Here is an 18692-nt window from a genome sequence, read left to right as displayed (position 1 = left end):
TCAGTTGACGCACCTGGAACCTGGAGGCCAGGATGATCGATCAACGTCCGAAAGTGTCGCGAGCTCGTCTTCTGCGACACTTTCGATTTCAATAGGAAATCTTTTCCATTTCCGGCAGGATCGTAAATAGATCGCCCACAAGGCCATAATCAGCCACCTGGAAGATCGGTGCTTCTTCATCCTTGTTGATCGCAACAATCACGCGGCTGTCTTTCATACCAGCCAGATGCTGGATCGCGCCGGAAATACCGACTGCGATGTAAAGTTCCGGTGCAACCACCTTACCGGTCTGGCCAACCTGCCAGTCGTTTGGTGCATAACCCGCATCAACTGCTGCACGGCTGGCGCCAACGGCTGCACCCAGCTTGTCGGCAACAGGAAGGATCACTTCCTCAAACTTCTCCGACGAACCAAGCGCACGACCGCCCGAGATGATGATCTTGGCAGAAGTCAGTTCCGGACGATCACCACCCGAAAGCTTGTTTTCAACAAAGCTCGACAGCGCCGGATCAGCAGCCGCATTGATGCTTTCAACTAGAGCCGAACCGCCGTCACCCGTTGCCGAGAAAGAAGCCGTACGGACCGTGATGACCTTCTTGGCATCAGTCGACTGCACGGTCTGGATCGCATTGCCCGCATAGATCGGACGCTTGAAGGTGTCGCTTGAGACAACTTCCATGATTTCCGACAGCTGCATCACATCAAGAAGTGCTGCAACGCGTGGCAGCACGTTCTTGGCCGAAGTGGTGGCTGGTGCAATGATTGTGTCGTAGTTTCCTGCGAGTTCAACGATGGCTGCAGCCAGTGGCTCGGCCAGACGGTTTTCCAGCGCATCGCTTTCAGCCAACAGAACCTTGCGAACGCCAGAGAGCTTTGCGGCTGCATCGGCGGCTGCTTTCGCGCCCTTGCCAGCAACCAGAATATCGACATCGCCACCGATCTGGGCAGCTGCTGTCAGTGCCTTTGCAGTCTGATCGGAAAGGCTTGCATTGTCGTGTTCGGCAATAAGAAGAATAGCCATGTGTTTGTTCCTTCCGATCTCTTACAATACGCCGTCGGCTTTAAGCTTCTCAACCAGCTCGGAAACCGAGCCAACCTTCACGCCAGCCTTACGGCCACCCGGCTCTTCGGTCTTCAGAACCTTGAGGCGCGGCGCAATATCAGCACCGAAATCAGCAGGCGACTTCTCATCAAGCGGCTTCTTCTTGGCCTTCATGATGTTTGGCAGCGATGCATAGCGTGGCTGGTTCAAACGAAGATCAACTGTGACAATGGCTGGAAGCTTCACATCAATGGTCTGCAGACCGCCATCGACTTCGCGCGTTACCTTGGCCGAGCCGTCAGCAAGCTCCACCTTCGAGGCAAAAGTTGCCTGGCTCCAGTTGAGCAGTGCCGAAAGCATCTGGCCGGTCTGATTGGCATCGTCGTCAATCGCCTGCTTGCCGAGGAACACGAGGTCAGGCTGTTCAGCATCGACCACGCCCTTCAAAACCTTGGCAACACCAAGCGGCTCGACGGTTTCGTCAGTCTTCACCAGAATTGCCCGGTCAGCACCCATGGCAAGTGCGGTGCGCAACGTTTCCTGCGCCTGTGCCGGACCCACCGAAACCACGACGATTTCCGTGACCTTGCCTGCTTCCTTCAAACGGATCGCTTCTTCAACCGCGATCTCGTCAAAAGGGTTCATCGACATCTTGACGTTTGCAAGCTCAACGCCCGAACCATCTCCCTTTACACGGATCTTTACGTTGTAATCTACAACCCGCTTTACTGCGACAACTGCCTTCATATGGCAAACCTTTCATTCGTTTTAAGAAGCGGCACGTGCAGCGTTTCCAAATCAAACACGCGCGCGCCTGGCTTCCGGATCGTAAGGAGATTCTTCAATCACACAGGCTTTTCGCATTTCACCCAAAACGGGGATTTCAAGTTCCGTTCCCGGAACGCCAAGTTCGACTGGCAGCAGCGCCAGCGCGATATCATGTTTGAAAGTATAAGAATAACCACCTGATGTGACACGACCGACCAGCTTTCCGTTGTGATAGACACCCTCGCAAGACAGCGTGCTCGCACCATCAGTTTGAATCGAGAGTGTTACGGAGCGCTGTTTGATGCCATGTTCCTTCTGTGTGACCAGCGCTTGCTTGCCGATGAAGTCGTCCTTTTCAAGACGTATGAAACGCTCCAATCCGCTTTCCCAAGCGCTCAATTCAGGGTTCATATCGCGATACATAGCGCGGTAGGATTTATCAAGGCGCAGCGATTCCAGCGCATGCAGCCCGACAAGACGCAGACCATGTTCTTGGCCGGCCGCAAGCAAAGCTTCCAGAAGATTCCGCTGATATGCTAGTGGATGATAGAGCTCCCAACCCAGTTCGCCTTCATAGTTTACGCGCAACAAGCGGACATCACTTGCAAGGCCGACCGTACCATTCTTGATACCAAACCACGGGAAGGCTTCGTTTGAAAGATCGATCTCGGTCAATGTCTGCAATACTTCCCGCGCTTTCGGACCCACGATCGTAAAGCAACCACGATCATTGGTCACATTACGCAGGCTCACGCTGCCATCTTTCGGCAGAAGCTTGGACAGATCATCGAAATTCCAGCGCTCGGCACGGGGTGTCGAGATCATGTAAAAGCTGTCGTCTGCCAAACGTGCGACAACATATTCCGCCTGAACACCGCCGTTTTTCGTCAAATGGTGAGCAAGATTAACGCGCCCGATTTTCGGCAGCCGGTTGGCAAGAATGCGATCGAGCCACGCTTCAGCACCCGGACCGCTGACTTCAAATTTAGTCATTGGCGTCATTTCGACAAGGCCAACCGCGTTGCGTACAGCCTCGACTTCCTCGCCAACATAATTGCCTTTTTCAGTCCAGCGCCAGCTATACTGATCCTTGGCTTCCACTCCCTTCGGAGCAAACCAGTTAGGCATTTCCCAACCGTTGAGACAGCCCCATACCGCACCAAGTTCAGTTAAACGGTCATAGGATGGAGCAGTTTTCTGTGGGCGTGCTGCAGGCATATCCTGTCCAGGATAGTGCTGATCCGCATGGGTGCCCCATGCTTCACGAACCTTCTCACGCGTCCAGTTCTTGTTCGCGTAATCTCCAAAACGACGCGGATCAAGTTCACTTGTGTCGATGCTGTTGCTGCCTTCGACAATTCGTTCAGACAAGTAATATCCTATTGCGCCGCCCCACAGAATTCCACCTGGCACGCCCTCAGCGAGCCACACATTATCCAGCCCCCACGCCGGGCCCACCAGTGGCAACTCGTCGGCTGTCATCTGAAATGGCCCGCGTACATTTGCTTTGATACCAACACGACCAAGCGTTGGAACGAGTTCCATCGCTCGCTCCCAATTCCATGAGACTGAATCGAAGTCTTCTTCCAGAAGATCTGCACCAAACCACTCAGGTACACCGTTTTCAGCAAAAAGCTTCAGGTGCTCGGTCTTTTCATAAGGACCGAACATCAGTCCATCGCCCTCTTCACGCAAATAGCCTTCAAAGCCTTCATCGCGAAGTATTGGCATCTCAGGCAAACCCTTACGCTTACGCTCGATCACTTCCGGCACGGAGTCGGTGATCCAATACTGGTGAACAATCGGAATTGCGGGGATGTCTAGTCCCAGCATAGCACCGGTCTGCCTTGCATAATTTCCGGTAGCTGAGATTACATGCTCGCAGATGATATCACCATTATTGGTCTTCACCTTCCACTCGCCGCTCGGCAGACGCTCGAATCCATTGACTTGCGTATTGAGGTAAATCTTGGCGCCGTTGTCACGCGCTCCCTTGGCAAGCGCCATGGTGACATCAGCAGGAGCGATGTGTCCGTCATCTGGATGATAGAGCGCACCAAGCATATCATGGTTGTTTTCTAGCAATGGCCATAACTCTCGGGCGCGAGCAGGAGAAACGAGTTCGGCTCGCACACCCTGCACGTCAGCGACACTCATATAGCTCTTGTACTCATCGAGCCGGTCACGGGTGTTAGCAATGCGAAGCTGGCCGCATTTATGCCAGCCAACGTGCTGACCAGTTTCCGCTTCCAGACCTTCATAAATCTCAATCGACTTGTTGATCATACGGCCAATATTGATATTGCGCGCGTAGGAAGGAATTAGACCTGCGGCATGCCACGTTGAACCGGCGGTGAGTTGGGTTCGTTCCAAAAGAACAACATCCGACCAGCCCCTCTTTGCGAGGCCATAAAGAATTGATGCGCCAACGCACCCTCCGCCAATGACAACTGCACGTGCATGAGTCTGCATTTCAAGTTCCCTTCCATGACATGTTTTTTGAGGAACTCCGACACCCGAACGAATTGGCGTGGTCGTTCCGTTTGTGCGTCACATTACAGAGGGATTTTGGCGCTGTGAGCTTGATAAAAAATCCGGCTAGGTATAACTTCAGATTATGCACAGACTTAGATCGCTCATTCCATCTGCCAACTATCTCTTCGTGTTTGAAGCAGCTGCTCGGCGTCTAAGTTTCACAGCTGCAGCTGATGAGTTGAATGTTAGTCAACCTGCGGTTAGCAAGACGATCAAACTGTTGGAGGAAGCGACAGGGTTGAAGCTCTTTAGGCGAGATCGTAGCCGTTTGGAGCTGACAGCTGAAGGACAACGGCTCTATCGTGAAACACAGGAAGCATTCGACCATTTGCATATGGTCATTTCATCCATGCGCAAGAAGCACTCACGCGACATCATTCGCGTTTCATTTTCGGCATCCTTTGTACAACACTGGTTGCTGCCGCGTTTGAAAGACTTCAAGGAAAAGCATCCCGATGTGGCTCTACGCATTGAAGAAAGCAGCCGCGACAATCAGGATTTGCTTGAGGAAGACATCGATATCTCGGCGCGTCTTGGTAAAGGCAAGTGGCCGGGTATTCTTGCATGGCCTCTCGTTACTGAAGAAGTCTGGCCGGTCTGCAGTCCTTCATATCTGAAAGAACACGGTCCAATTCACCAAGCGGCAGACTTGCTCAAACACACTTTATTGCACTTTGAAGAGCGCCATCGTTCGCGTCTGGGTTGGCGTGAATGGATGGAACGTTCTGGCGTGCAGAATGCGCGCATCGAGCAGGATTTTGTCTTTACCGATGCACTCAGCTCAATCGAAGCGGCAGTGCTTGGACAAGGTGTGGCACTCGGCTGGAAACATCTCGTGCGTGATAACATTGTGGCCGGCCGGTTGGTTTGTGCTGCCAATATATCCCACCGCTCTGGTGACACAGTTTATCTCATCATGCCTGCACAGCGGCCGCCAAAACGCGGTGCAGAATTGTTCCGCGACTGGTTACTGGAACAGGGCGCAGACGCGGAGCTCGAGCTTTAACGAGCGCTCTATTGAGCAAAAACGACCGTTTTGTGCCCATTAAGCATAACGCGGTTTTCGATATGCATCTTTACCGCGCGGGCGAGAACACGACTTTCTATATCGCGACCCGTTGCAACGAAATCTTCAGCACTCATCGAATGGGTAACACGCTCTGTTTCCTGCTCAATGATTGGACCTTCATCAAGGTCAGGTGTCACGTAGTGGGCGGTCGCACCGATCAGTTTCACACCACGCTCAAATGCCTGATGATATGGCTTTGCACCTTTGAACGACGGCAAAAAAGAATGGTGAATGTTAATAATCTTCCCGAACAGACGATTTGACAATTGATCAGAAAGCACCTGCATATAACGAGCAAGCACAACCAGATCGGCTTGTGTCTCGCGAACCAGATCAATTAAACGCGCTTCCTGCTCGGCTTTATTGCCTTTATCTACGGCCCAGCAATAGTAAGGAATTCCCGCACTCTCAGCGGTCAGCCGGCTGTCTTCATGATTGGATACCACAGCGACGATCTCGGCATTCAACCAACCTACGCGGATTTGATAAAGCAGATGTAGCATTGCATGATCGAACTTCGAAACCATCAGTACAATCTTCGGCCTGCGGCTTGCATCTGCGACGTTAAACTTCATACCGAAACGTTCACCGGCGGGTTTTAAAGCATGCACTATCGCTTCACGCGGCATATCAAAGGCAGCGCTGAAGGCGATGCGCATGAAGAAGCGGTTGGTGAGCTTGTCGCGAAACTGGTTGCTTTCCACAATGTTGCCACCGATTGCGGCAAGTTCTGTGGTGATCGTTGCAACGATGCCAGGCTTGTCGTCACAATCAAGTGTCAAAACAAAGAGCGCAGGTTCGATGCTGGCGACAGGCTGCACTTTGGCGGGCATATCGTTCATGATGTTCCTTTGAAAGTCTTAGGAATTGCTGGAGGACTTACCGAAAGTATAGTCACCGATCTTTGGAATGAATTTCGTAGGCCAATAACCCTGTGGCTTATCCCCGACCGAAGTACCTGTGTTTAGGATCCCCGCTTGATAATCCCGAGTGAACAGAGAATATGGATAGGGCGGTGGTAGCTTGCTCGCTTCATCCAGTTTGAAGCGAAGTTCCTCGGAGATCATAAAATCAAGTGATCTGAGATTGTCATCAAGCTGCGACAGCTTGCTTGCACCGATTATGGCAGCACCAATACCCTGCTGTGTGACCACCCAGTTCAGCGCTACTTGCGCCATAGACTTACCAAGGGCTTCAGACACTTCGGCAAGAGCCGACACGACACGCATATTACGCTCGGTGAAAAGGCCGAGCCCATCCGCGTTGTCTCGATTGAGACGCCCCTCCCCACCACCAAGATATTTTCCGGATAAAAGCCCCATGGCGAGCGGACTCCATGCAGTTATTCCTAATCCAAGATTCTGCCCTAACGGTACGAATTCATGCTCTATGTTACGTTCGACCAGCGAATACGGCAATTGCAGGCTAATCGGTGGCGACAATGCATGCGCTTCTGCCCAAGTCTGGGCACGAGCAGCATACCAGGCCGGAACATCTGAAAGCCCGCAATAGCGAATTTTTCCAGCACGGATCAGGTCATCAAAGCACCGCATGACCTCTTCAACAGGTGTCATTCCATCCCAAGTATGCACCATGTAGAGATCAATATAGTCTGTTTTCAAACGCCTCAGCGATTGATCAACTGCACGCATCATATTCTTGCGGCTGTTACCTCCCGTATTGGGATTACCAGCGTGAATATTATTCGAATATTTGGTTGCGATCACCACTTGGTCACGACAAGTAGTCTCCTCAATGAACTTGCCAACGAGCATTTCGCTCAGACCTGCGCCATAAGAGTCTGCTGTATCAATGAAGTTACCCCCAAGCTCCAAATAGCGATCAAAGATCGCACGCGCATCAGCCTCATTCGTACCCCACGAGCCACTGATCCCCCTAATTCCACCATTGCCGAATGTCATTGTGCCAAGCGCAAGACGACTGACACGCAGACCCGATCGGCCAAGCAGGAAATAATGATCAAGCGACATCGGTAACTCCTATTCACACGTTTACATGAGGCCCTGATAGGGGCGGCAAGCTACGGTCTGCTGGACATAATTGATCATTGAGATGAAGTCGAAAACTGGCCTTCCCGTGATTTTTTGAACTGCATGGGCGTAAGGCGGGAGATCGCTACATTCGAGCAGAATAGAGCGAACGTCAGGGTTATCGCGAACCAGTTTTTTGGCCACTTCGCACACTTCGCGTTCAATGGCTGCGGAATCGAGCGTTCCTTTTTCTTCAAGCACCGCCTCACGAAACTCAGTTTGTTCCTCCATCCCTGCCAACACAATCGGGATGGTCTCCGGAATGCCGCTCGCAGCAAAATGGCGCGGTGTCATTCGCTGCGCATTTGCGGTAATTACTCCCACCGTTCCACGTGCCACTGCATGCATGAATGGTATCTGCATCAGACTAGACAAAAACACCGGGATATCCACAGCGTCCGCAACCTCTTTCTGAAAGTAGGCCATGAACCCGCAGGCACCAGTTATGGCTTTCACACCACGACCCTGCAGTTCAAGCGCAGCCTCCACGAACGCTTCCCGCAGTGCCGGATCACGCTGGTTCAGCAACCTATCAATCGAAGCACCACGCACTTCTTGATAGCGAACCGGATATTTATAAGTAGTCGCATTGCCGACATTACCAGGCACGCAGGGATAGGCGGCATCCAAAATAAGGATGCCGACCTGTTCCCCATACCACGACTGGCTGTTCCGGCTGACCGCGTAAACAGTCATCGTTACAGTCTCCGATATGAAATGTGGTTGAAGTGAATGTCAGCGACTATTCGAGGAGCTTTGGTGCGCCGGTATCTCCCGCACTTTCCTCCAGGCCGTAGGACTGCAGAATTTTCGCAATTGTGCCATCTTTGTGCATTTCCTCGATATTTGCGTCTAACGCAGCGCCGAAATCCGTAGCGTTCTTCGCATATGGTAAGCTTGCCTGGGCCGCTTCCTTGGTAGCTCGAATACGATCGTCTGGTAACGCGACTTCGACCTTAATATCTTTAAGGTTGCCATTCTTGGCTGCATAAGCACCTGTCGAATAGCCGTCGATACCAACGTCAATACGACCTGATGCGAGATCCTGATGCATATTCACCGAATTCGGATAAAGGCGCAGCTTCGCGCCGAGTAACTTTTTGGCATCCGTTACCCATAGATAGCCTTGTACAGTGCCAACATTCTTCCCCACAAGTTCCTCGACGGTCTTTATACCATCTTTGGAGTAAAGCCCCATCTGATCCTTATAGAGAGGATAGGAAAGATTCATTACCTTGGCGCGCTCGGCGGTCCGATACCAGTCACCGGTGGTGATATCGGCTTGGCCAGATAGGACATATTGAATGGCTGCGGCCGGGTCGACTGCAACGGGTTTTACAGTCAGGCATTCTCGCTTGGCAAATTCTGTTGCAATGTCACCGTCGAGACCTTTCATCATCCCGCTTTCATCCATAAAGGAATGTGGTGCATAAGTTGTAACTGCGACTGTCAATGTGCCCGGTGTGATGGTTTTGAATTCGTGCTTCGGCTTGCAATCCTGTGCCAAGGCCGTGGCGGACATCCCTAATAGAATGGCAAAACCGATAATGCCCTTGTGAATGATCCCGTTCTTCATATGCAACTCCCCTTTTTTTGTTGTGAATTTATCGCGCGGCATAGGCGGATGACCGCCTTTCAACGTATGAAACGATCCATGCAGCCGGTACGCAGATGGTTGCATAGAGCAGACCCGCTAACATCAACGCGGGCATATAGCGGAAGGTGTTGGCGCCGATCTCGTAGGCATTGCTCACCAGTTCTGGCAACGCAATTGTAAAACAAAGCGACGTGCTCTGAAAAATCAGAATGGCAAAGCCGAGCAGCGCTGGCAGCGCGACCCTCAATGCCTGAGGCAACAACACAAATCGCAGCTCATCAATCATACTGAAACCCATTGCCTCAGCAGCCTCTCGTTGACCTTGGTGGATCGATTGCAGGCTGGCGCGAATGATTTCACTCGTGTAAGCGCCGGTATTCCAGGCAAGGGCAATTACGGCCGCAGAGAAAGATGTCATCGTCAATCCCGTGGATGGCAAGCCAAAATACATGAATTGCAACAGCACGAGCGCCGGTGCCCCTCGCCCGATTTCGACGAGAAACAAGCTGACATATCGAGCCGCGCGTGACCTCGCACCGACACCTAGCGCCAGGCCCAGGCCAAGCGGAATGCCGATTGCGAGGCTTAAAGCTGAAACCTGCAGGCTGATCTTAAGTCCGCCTAAAAGGGCTGGCATCCATTCGTAAAATTCGTCAAGGGTGGGAAACATTACCGCGCCACCTTTGCTCTCAGATAGCTATCCGCAGAGCGTGACAGCCACGCAACCGGAAGGCTCAGGAAGATATAAAACAACCCGACCAGCGCAAATACTTCAATTCCCTTGAACGTGAGCTGTGAAACTTGATTGCCGCGGAAAGCCAAATCGGCAACGCCAATGGTCGAAGCAACGGCTGTTTCCTTCATAAGCCCTATGAGATAGCTCGCAGCCGAAGGAAGTGCGACGCGAAACGCTTGCGGGGCAACCACATCGATCAACGTATATCTGGAACCAAAATTAAGAGCGGTCGCCGCTTCCCACTGTCCGTGATGCAACGAGGCCAGAGCGCCACGATAGATCTCCGCCATATTTGCGGATGCAATCAACCCAAGACCAATCATTGCCGCAACAAAAGGATTGATCGGCATAATGCCCATACCAATACCAAAGAATATAATGAACAGCCACAGGATTGGTGGAAGCGCGCGAACGATTTGAATGATGAAAGCTGCAATCCAACGTGTTGGTGCGAAGCGCGCGCTGCGTGCTGCCAACAACGGCACGCCAAGTATGCATCCTATTGTGAACGAACCCAGCGTCAGGGCAATGGTCCACGGCAGGCCACTCAGGATGAGAAGAACGTTGTCTGCTGTCATCTGTCGTGCACCGCACGAAGAAACCGCTTCGTGCGCTCCTCTTGCGGATTGCGCATCACTTCCTTTGACGCACCCTTTTCGATGATTTTGCCATCAGCCATAATCATTACTGTGTCTGACACGTTTTCTGCGAAACCCATCTCGTGCGTTACGACCAGCATTGTCATGCCGGTTTCCGCCAGTTCCCGCATCACAGCGAGTACTTCAAGACCAAGTTCCGGATCCAACGCGGATGTTGGCTCATCAAAAAGCATCACCTGCGGATCAAGTGCAAGAGAACGCGCAATAGCGATGCGCTGTTGCTGCCCTCCGGAACATCTACTTGGATATTGCGTGGCCTTATCTGCAAGCCCGACCCGCTCCAGTAATTGAAGCGCTCTCTGCTCTGCTTCAGCTCGGCTACGGCCCAGAACACGCTCTTGCGGCAGGCTGACGTTCCGTAGAACGCTCATATGTGGAAATAGATTAAACGACTGAAAGACCATGCCAACAGTGTTGCGCAATTCTTTCAATTGTGCCTTTCGCGGTTCCTGAGTTGCGTCGAGCTTGAGATTGCCAACAGTGAGCAAACCTCCATCGGGTCTTTCAAGGTAATTGATACAACGTAGCAGCGTGCTTTTGCCGGAGCCACTAGGTCCGATGATAGCCAGCACCTCTCCCTGCGCGACATCCAAATCGATATTCTCCAGTACACGATGCGCGCCAAAATGCTTGCTAAGGCCTTCGAGGCGAATGAGTTTTGGCGTGGCGGCAGGAATACCCACCGTTTCAGATACCAGTGCCGGGCGCATCGCGTTCAATAAGCAGACTCCCCATTTTTATCGTTCATCACGATCATTCCCATCATTCCGCGACATGCAGTTCTGATCGCCTGCAGAAGGCAGCGGATCGCGATTGTTCAGACAGCTCTTTGATATTGTTTATGCTGTCAGTGTTCCCTTGATTGATTACGATAGTTCCGGACCGATAGATTACAAATACAAAAAATATCTGCTCGTCCATAACCTGAAGTAATACCTCGGCGGGAATGGTTAAAGTGCACTTCCAAGACGCAGGCCGTCATAAATTGCTGCGTGGGTGTTACGCGTGGAAACTGCGTCACCGATGCGATAAAGCTCAAACGAACTGGCGGCGTTTCTGACCAAATTCTGAGAACGACCATCAATCAGTGCGTCATAATCCACAGCGCCCAGGTTTCGGGACAAAGGCTTGAGCTCAAAATAGAGATCATCCAATGGTCGGATGCCATCATTGACGATGATCTGATCATATTCTCGCTCAAAGCTGACCCCACCATAGTCACTGCCAATCTGCGCGATCAGCCTGTTTCCATCGCGACGGATCGCTTCTAATCGATAGGTCACAGTAAACGTCACATCCTTCTTTTGCAGGCTTCGCATGTAAGGCACGAGGTTCATACCCATAACTTCTGGCGCAAAAGTGCGATCAGCTGTCATCATCTCAACCTTCCCGCCATTATCCGCTACAAATTCAGCGGCCTGCAGTCCGGAATGATCGCCCGCCTCGTCAAACAACAGCACATTTGAGCCAACTCGCAGATCACCAGAGATTATATCCCACGGCGAAGTCGCGTGTTCATTCCCTTCGCGTAGGATATGCACATCTGGCATCCCGCCGGTAGCGACAATCACAACATCAGGCACCTCACCCAGCACCGCATCTGCCTCAGCCCAAGTATTGAAGCGGAAATCGACACCAAGCTTCTCACACTGCGCCATACGCCAATCGATAATGCCCATCATCTCGCGCCGGCGCGGGCTTTGAGCCGTCAACCGAACTTGCCCTCCGGCCTGGTTTGCTGCCTCAAATACGGTCACTCTATGGCCACGCTCCGCGCTGATGCGGGATGCTTCCAGTCCTGCCGGGCCTGCACCGACGACTACAATCTGGCGGCTTTGCTCTGCTCGCTTCACCAGATGCGGCATCGTCAGTTCACGTCCTGTAGAAGGATTGTGAATGCAATACGCGGCGCCACCTTGATAAATCCGATCCAAACAATAGTTTGCACCCACACAGGGGCGAATGTCGACTTCTCGCTTCTCCATAATTTTGCGTACAATATGTGGGTCAGTCATATGCGCCCGCGTCATACCCACCATATCAAGCTTACCCGATGCAATCGCATGGCGCGCTGTGGCAACATCCTGAATTCTAGCCGCGTGGAACGTCGCCATGTTGGTGTCAGCGCGAATTTCTCCGGCAAAATCAAGATGGGGCGCACTGGGCATCCCTTGGATGGGGATAACATCAGTCAATCCGGCATCTGTTTCAATATTTCCTCGAATGACATTGAGAAAATCGACAAGACCGCTTTCCTTGAGTTTCCGTGAAATCTCGAGACCATCGGTGCGCGTCAACCCACCGGCAAGAACTTCATCGGCGACATAGCGGATGCCGACAAGAAAATCGGAACCAACACGCTCGCGGATCGCAGCCAATACCTGCAACGAAAAGCGCATGCGATTTTCAAGCGAGCCTCCATAATCGCCGTCGAGCTCATTGGTTCGTGGCGACCAGAATTGATCCAGCAGATGACCATAGGCTTCAACCTCCAATCCATCGAGTCCTGCAGCCTTCATGCGTTCCGCAGCATCGGCATAGTTGCCAATTATACGCTCGATATCCCAATCCTCGGCTTTTTTGGGATAAGCTCGATGTGCAGGTTCGTGCTTGCCAGATGCAGAGACCGAAGGCAACCAGTCGCCCTTGTCCCACCGGGTTCGACGACCAAGATGTGTAAGCTGGATCATCACCGCGGCCCCATGTTCGTGACACTCGTCGGTAAGGTCTCGTAACCAAGGCACCACCTCATCCTTATAGGCAAGTACGTTGTTAAATGCCGGCGGACTGTCTTTTGAGACGGAAGCTGAGCCAGCTGTCATCGTCAATGCGACACCAGCTTTGGCACGTTCAACATGATAGGCCCGGTAAGCTGCCTTCGGCATGCCGTCTTCGGCGTATGCGGGTTCGTGCGAGGTAAGCATAATGCGATTGCGAAGCGTCAGATGCTTAATCTGAAGCGGCAAGAGCAGCGGATCGACCGACATAGCGTTTGTTCCCGTGTATGATTTTTTTACTGAGCTAAATCTAAATGTACACAGCTGTCAATTTAATATTCATCAATGTACAGAACCCTTGCCAAACTGCAGCGGTCTGTTAAAAATTCAACAATGGAACAAGCTAAATTAAATGAGACTGGCTGGCGCGGTTCGCCGGATTTATGGCTGCGGGCAGCTTATGACGCGTTGATCGAAAGTGGCGTCGATGCGGTTAGAATTCTACCGCTTGCAAAGACACTCGATATTTCACGGACGAGTTTCTATTGGTTTTTTAAAGATCGAGAAGAATTGCTGGATGCCCTCATTGTACGCTGGCGCGACAAAAATACCGGCGCGCTCTTGCACCGAGCAAATGCTTATGCCGAAACAATACAAGAAGCCGTATTGAATGTCTTTGATTGCTGGTTAAGCCCCGATCTCTTTGACCCCGAATTTGAATTCGCGATCCGCAGTTGGGCTCTTCAATCCGTTCAGGTTGAAGAGGAAGTGCATGCCGCGGATCGAATACGCCTCGATGGGCTCTCGCGTATGTTTGAGCGTTTCGGGTGTGACAGGGCCTCGGCTGATGTACGCGCCCGTACCGTTTACCTCGTTCAGATCGGTTACATCTCGATGCGGACCAAGGAGGAGAAGCTGTTGCGCCTCGCACGTATTCCGCACTATGTCGAAACCTTCACCGGTCAACCACCACAGCAAAAAGAGCTTGACCGTTTTGTCTCAAGACATCGGCCGATGCCCAACGAGCCCTGAGCGCAAGCGCCGATTTCGTAACTAACAGCAAACACAAATTGAACCGGCAACGATCAGAGGGGAAATCTTTGATCGACCGCCCGTTGACACACGCACGGTGAAGGACTAACAATTGTTCATCACCTGAACTTTATTACACGAGGCGACTTTGGTGGCAGTGTTTGACAGTGAGGACGATCTCGCGATCCGGGCAGCATGGCTGCATTACGCAGGCGGCATGACGCAGTCTGAAGTCGCGGATCGGCTTAATTTGCCCCGTGTCAAAACCCACCGCCTGATTGCCCGGGCAGTTCAGGCGGGCGCCGTAAACATCTCGATCGAAGGCGAGATCGGCGAGTGCATTCGCCTCGAAAATAGTCTCAAGGATACATACGGACTTGACGTCTGCGAGGTTGCGCCTGATCTCAACGAAGAAGGGATGCCATTAAAGGCGCTTGGCATCCGCGGAGCAGACTTTCTCTATCGACTGATTGGATCACAACAATATCGGCTTCTGGGCATCGGTCATGGTCGCACTTTGGCAGCTGCAGCGTCCCATTTGCGACGACTGGAAACAACCGGCATCCGGTTTGTATCGCTGATCGGGGGGCTTGCGCGCAATTATGCAGCCAATCCGCACGACGTCATTCATAAACTCGCCGAGAAAACATCGGCACCAGCATACATGCTGCCTGTACCTTTTGCGGCCAACACACCCGAAGACCGCGAAGTTCTGCTGTCTCAGCGTGGCGTCGCTGGTGTCTTTGAACTTTCGGCGGCATCTGAAGTTAAGATCGTCGGTATAGGCAATGTAGAGGCTGACGCACAGCTCGTTGCGGCCGACATGATCGACCGCGAGGAAATCTCCAGTATCAAAGCCATGGGAGCAAGGGCCGAGGTGCTGGGATACTTCTTCGACACAGAGGGCAGCCACGTCGAAACACCGCTCACAGCGCGTTCGATCACGCTCGACCTAGATGTGCTGAGGAAAAGCCGCCTGATCGCAATCGCAGGGGGGCGGGAGAAGGTCAGCGCGATCCGCGCTGTATTAAAATCCGGCCTGCTTTCAGGCCTGATCGTTGACGAAGTAACTGCAAGGAATCTTTTGTCATTCGCCCCTTGAGGAGGGGGCTTTTTGGGAGGAACGAAATTGTACGATAAAGAAAAAGACCTGATCGCAGCGTTTCAACGTGGGCAGATGAGCCGTCGCAGCCTGATCAAAGGGCTCGGCATTCTGGGGATGAGTGTTTCGTCCGCATCGGTTCTTCTGAACTTGAGTGCGACACGCGCCCTCGCCGCTGACTTCGACTGGAAAAAGCACCAAGGCAAGACCGTAAAGCTCCTGCTGAACAAGCATCCCTATACGGATGCGATGATCGCCAATCTCAAGGCGTTCAAAGAGTTGACCGGCATGGAAGTCAAATACGACGTCTTTCCGGAAGATGTTTATTTCGACAAAGTGACTGCCGCCCTTTCATCAGGCTCCTCCGAATATGATGCGTTCATGTCGGGTGCCTACATGACATGGACCTATGGTCCTGCTGGCTGGATCGAAGATCTCAAACCCTATATCGCAGACGCAAGCCAGACCAATCCGAACTATAACTGGGACGATTTCCTGAAGCCCGTCGTTGACAGTTGCGCATGGAACGGCCAACCGGGCGGAAAGCTCGGATCGGAAGACGCCAAACAATGGTGTATTCCAATGGCCTACGAAATGAATAACCTCACTTACAATAAGCGAATTTTCGACGCCAACAAATTAACAGTTCCGACCACGCTGGACGAGTTGATCGAAACTGGCAAGAAAGCCAAAGGTGCACTCTCCGGTGGATATGGTGTCGGCGTTCGCGGCTCGCGAAGCTGGGCAACAATCCACGCAGGCTTCCTTTCCGGTTATGCGAATTTCGGTCAGAAAGACTTGACCGTAGCCGATGACGGCATGCTGTCGGCAGCCATGAACACTGACGTTTCCAAGGATTACCACAAGAAGTGGGTACAGATGATCCAGGAAGCCGGCGCGCCTGACTGGTCGACACATACATGGTATCAGGTAGGCACCGATCTGGGCGCGGGCAAGTCGGCCCTTATCTATGATGCAGACTGCCTAGGTTACTTCATGAACGGTCCCGGCAATGCCGAAATGGGCAACCTTGCCTATGCAGCCTTCAAACCTAATCCAGAAGCCTCTGGTCCAACGCCGAATGTCTGGATCTGGTCGCTCTGCATGTCGAGTTTTTCCAAGCAGAAGGATGCAACCTGGTTCTTCTTGCAGTGGGCAACCGGTCCTGAACATGACCTGTTCGGTGCACGTGAGATGGATCTGACCAACCCAGTCCGAAAGTCAGTCTGGGCAGATCAGACCTATCGCGACAAAATTGCCGCAAAGTATCCGGGCTATGTCGAAATGTTCGACGCCTCAGCAGACGGTGCATCCATCAAGTTCACGGCGCAGCCCCTGTTCTTTGACCTGACCACAGAATGGGCCGCGATGTTGCAAAAGATGGTGGCGAAGGAAGTGCCGGTAGATGAAGGCCTCGATCAATTGGCGGAAAGCGTGAACCGCCAGCTGAAAGAAGCCGGCCTGGGCTGACAATGATGCAACGAGGGCGGTGATTAATGTCGCTGCCCTCATCATTCCCATTCGTATTCCGCCTGCCTGTGAGGTAACGGGAGATTTATCCCGCGGGCGGAGCTTTGCCGAGGATACCGCCTCATGAGTGATATGACCCGTGCACCCGTGGTTCGCCGCCGTCGTGTCAGCCGCCGCATGCTCCCCTATCTGCTGAGCCTGCCGGCACTGCTGACATGTATTGGCATTCTCATCCCCTTTCTGACGGCGGTAGCATATTCGCTTCAGCGATACCGACTTTCACAGCCATGGGCACGCAAATGGAACTGGGGCGAGAATTATCTCAACTTCATGACCGATGCCGCTTTCTGGAACACCCTGAAAGTCTCAGCTACCTATGCCTTCTCGACCGTGATCTGCGAACTTCTGCTGGGCCTTGGCATCGCACTTTTGCTCCAACGGCGCACAATGATCAACAATGCCATATCGATCATGCTTTTGATGCCGTTGATGACGGCGCCTGCGCTTGCTGCGTTGATGTGGAAACTGATGACCAATCCCGGTTTCGGTATTATGTCATGGCTAGCTTCGCAGGTCGGACTTGAGAATTTCCGCTGGGCGTCTGATCCCGCAACGGCGATGTTGACCGTCGTGATCGTGGACATCTGGGTTTATACGCCCTTCATCATGATCCTCTTGCTGGCAGGTCTCCGCTCACTGCCACAACAACCCTTTGAAGCCGCCACGCTCGATGGAGTTCCTCGGCTGTTCGTTTTCTGGCGTATCACGCTGCCAATGCTGACGCCATTTTTGCTCACTGCGACGCTGTTCCGCGTCATCGAAAGCATCCAGCAATTCGATATCATCTACGCCATGACCCAGGGCGGACCGGGCAACCGGCTGACCGTCTTCCAGGTCGAGGCCTATCTCAATTTCTTCCAATCCACCAATGTCGGGCGTTCTGCAGCGCTCATGATTATCCTTTGGGCAATCACCTATACGCTGTCGAACATCTTCATCAAGCAATGGCTGCGCCTGCGCGAAAAAGCCCATGCCGAAGCGTAAGAGGATATGACGATGCAACATGTTCACCCTCTCGAACGCATCCTGCGTGTCATTGCTTTGACCCTGGTGGTGCTGTTCTTCATGTTCCCGATTGTCTGGATATTCCTGATGAGTTTTCAGACCAACGAAACCATTTTGCGCGTGCCGCCATCCGTGGTGTTTTCGCCCACACTTGAAAACTACACGGCACTTATTTCCGGCAAACTGCAAACATCGGCAGGCGTTCTCGAAATCAGTTTCATGAAGAACCTGTTCAACTCGTTTTTCTTATCGGTGACGTCAGTCGCGATAGGTCTTTTGCTTGGTGTTCCTGCGGCCTATGCATTCGCGCGCCTTAAATTTCGTGGTTCGGAAGACATCGCTTTCACACTTCTTTCGTTCCGCTTTGCTCCACCACTACTGGTTCTGCTGCCGCTTACAATCTATTTCCAGCAAATCGGTTTGAGCGACACTTATCTTGGTCTTATCTGGGTTTATCAGCTAATCGTACTGCCGCTGATCCTCTGGATCGTGCGTGGATATTTTGAAGACATGCCTGCCGATATTGAATATGCCTATCGTATCGCTGGCCATAGCTGGGGAGCGACATTTCGCAGGATCGCGCTTCCGCTTGCAGGCCCCGGCATTGCAGCCGCAGCGCTGCTGGCTTTCATCTTCGCCTGGAACAACTTCGTCTTTGCCTTGGTGCTTGCATCGGCTGACAAACAGCCGGTGACAGTTGGTGCCCTCGCTTTCGTGACCGCGTCCGGCATCCAGTATGGGCAGGTTGCAGCAGCAATCGTTCTCTCGATCGCGCCTACTTTCGCCATTGCACTTTATGCCCAACGCTACCTCGTTGAGGGTCTATCGCTCGGCGCGGTGAAAGGGTAA

At 52.5% G+C, this 18692-nt stretch carries 17 protein-coding genes; 6 read left to right on the top strand and 11 right to left on the bottom strand.

What is annotated here, in order from left to right:
• Positions 1 to 88: 88 nt before the first annotated feature.
• Genes QSJ70_RS03330 through QSJ70_RS03320 form a run of 3 tightly spaced genes read right to left on the bottom strand, consistent with a single transcriptional unit; the run spans position 89 to position 4282 of the window.
• Positions 89 to 1021 carry an electron transfer flavoprotein subunit alpha/FixB family protein gene (locus tag QSJ70_RS03330; RefSeq protein ID WP_285534782.1) on the bottom strand — a complete coding sequence of 311 codons (933 nt, stop codon included), beginning with the start codon at positions 1019 to 1021 and terminating at the stop codon, positions 89 to 91.
• A gap of 21 nt (positions 1022 to 1042) precedes the next feature.
• Positions 1043 to 1789, bottom strand: a complete 747-nt coding sequence (locus QSJ70_RS03325) for an electron transfer flavoprotein subunit beta/FixA family protein (RefSeq protein WP_231195539.1) — start codon at positions 1787 to 1789, stop codon at positions 1043 to 1045.
• Positions 1790 to 1840: 51 nt separating this feature from the next.
• The gene (locus QSJ70_RS03320) at positions 1841 to 4282 is read right to left on the bottom strand and encodes a GcvT family protein (RefSeq protein WP_285534780.1); all 2442 of its coding nucleotides are present in this window, start codon (positions 4280 to 4282) and stop codon (positions 1841 to 1843) included.
• A gap of 145 nt (positions 4283 to 4427) precedes the next feature.
• Here QSJ70_RS03320 and QSJ70_RS03315 point away from each other — a divergent pair, with 145 nt between their 5' ends.
• Positions 4428 to 5351, top strand: a complete 924-nt coding sequence (locus QSJ70_RS03315) for a LysR substrate-binding domain-containing protein (protein ID WP_215777337.1) — start codon at positions 4428 to 4430, stop codon at positions 5349 to 5351.
• 8 nt (positions 5352 to 5359) lie between these two features.
• Here the strand turns inward: QSJ70_RS03315 and purU are convergent, their stop codons facing one another.
• From purU to QSJ70_RS03275, 8 genes are all read right to left on the bottom strand, one after another.
• Entirely contained in the window at positions 5360 to 6256 is an 897-nt protein-coding gene (purU, locus tag QSJ70_RS03310) for a formyltetrahydrofolate deformylase (protein ID WP_215777339.1), read from the bottom strand.
• Between the two features lie 18 nt (positions 6257 to 6274).
• On the bottom strand, positions 6275 to 7405 hold the full coding sequence (locus QSJ70_RS03305; protein ID WP_285534777.1) for an aldo/keto reductase: 1131 nt from the start codon (positions 7403 to 7405) through the stop codon (positions 6275 to 6277).
• A gap of 21 nt (positions 7406 to 7426) precedes the next feature.
• Positions 7427 to 8161, bottom strand: coding sequence for an aspartate/glutamate racemase family protein (locus QSJ70_RS03300; protein WP_215777343.1), 735 nt, complete (start codon positions 8159 to 8161; stop codon positions 7427 to 7429).
• Between the two features lie 46 nt (positions 8162 to 8207).
• On the bottom strand, positions 8208 to 9041 hold the full coding sequence (locus tag QSJ70_RS03295) for a substrate-binding periplasmic protein (protein WP_215777345.1): 834 nt from the start codon (positions 9039 to 9041) through the stop codon (positions 8208 to 8210).
• 28 nt (positions 9042 to 9069) lie between these two features.
• On the bottom strand, positions 9070 to 9732 hold the full coding sequence (locus QSJ70_RS03290) for an amino acid ABC transporter permease (protein WP_215777346.1): 663 nt from the start codon (positions 9730 to 9732) through the stop codon (positions 9070 to 9072).
• The gene (locus QSJ70_RS03285) at positions 9732 to 10376 is read right to left on the bottom strand and encodes an amino acid ABC transporter permease (protein WP_215777348.1); all 645 of its coding nucleotides are present in this window, start codon (positions 10374 to 10376) and stop codon (positions 9732 to 9734) included. Before QSJ70_RS03285 ends, QSJ70_RS03290 begins: the two co-directional genes overlap by 1 nt.
• Entirely contained in the window at positions 10373 to 11167 is a 795-nt protein-coding gene (locus tag QSJ70_RS03280; protein WP_285535091.1) for an amino acid ABC transporter ATP-binding protein, read from the bottom strand. The genes QSJ70_RS03285 and QSJ70_RS03280 overlap by 4 nt, the downstream gene beginning before the upstream one ends.
• 240 nt (positions 11168 to 11407) lie before the next feature.
• On the bottom strand, positions 11408 to 13444 hold the full coding sequence (locus QSJ70_RS03275; protein ID WP_285534774.1) for an NADH:flavin oxidoreductase: 2037 nt from the start codon (positions 13442 to 13444) through the stop codon (positions 11408 to 11410).
• Positions 13445 to 13567: 123 nt separating this feature from the next.
• Here QSJ70_RS03275 and QSJ70_RS03270 point away from each other — a divergent pair, with 123 nt between their 5' ends.
• The 5 genes from QSJ70_RS03270 to QSJ70_RS03250 all read left to right on the top strand — a co-directional run bounded on the left by QSJ70_RS03270 (position 13568) and on the right by QSJ70_RS03250 (position 18692).
• Complete coding sequence (locus tag QSJ70_RS03270) at positions 13568 to 14206, top strand: TetR/AcrR family transcriptional regulator (protein WP_285534773.1); 639 nt, start codon at positions 13568 to 13570, stop codon at positions 14204 to 14206.
• A 217-nt stretch (positions 14207 to 14423) separates the two neighbouring features.
• Complete coding sequence (locus QSJ70_RS03265; RefSeq protein WP_445558150.1) at positions 14424 to 15308, top strand: sugar-binding transcriptional regulator; 885 nt, start codon at positions 14424 to 14426, stop codon at positions 15306 to 15308.
• A gap of 27 nt (positions 15309 to 15335) precedes the next feature.
• On the top strand, positions 15336 to 16778 hold the full coding sequence (locus QSJ70_RS03260) for an extracellular solute-binding protein (protein ID WP_215777353.1): 1443 nt from the start codon (positions 15336 to 15338) through the stop codon (positions 16776 to 16778).
• 123 nt (positions 16779 to 16901) lie between these two features.
• On the top strand, positions 16902 to 17822 hold the full coding sequence (locus QSJ70_RS03255; protein WP_215777354.1) for a carbohydrate ABC transporter permease: 921 nt from the start codon (positions 16902 to 16904) through the stop codon (positions 17820 to 17822).
• Between the two features lie 12 nt (positions 17823 to 17834).
• Positions 17835 to 18692, top strand: a complete 858-nt coding sequence (locus QSJ70_RS03250) for a carbohydrate ABC transporter permease (protein WP_215777356.1) — start codon at positions 17835 to 17837, stop codon at positions 18690 to 18692.

Origin of the sequence: Brucella sp. NBRC 12950 (assembly GCF_030268145.1) — a bacterium.
GTDB lineage: Bacteria > Pseudomonadota > Alphaproteobacteria > Rhizobiales > Rhizobiaceae > Brucella.
The sequence above is the reverse complement of the archived record's forward strand: the minus strand, read 5'-3'. Positions and strand labels throughout refer to the sequence as shown.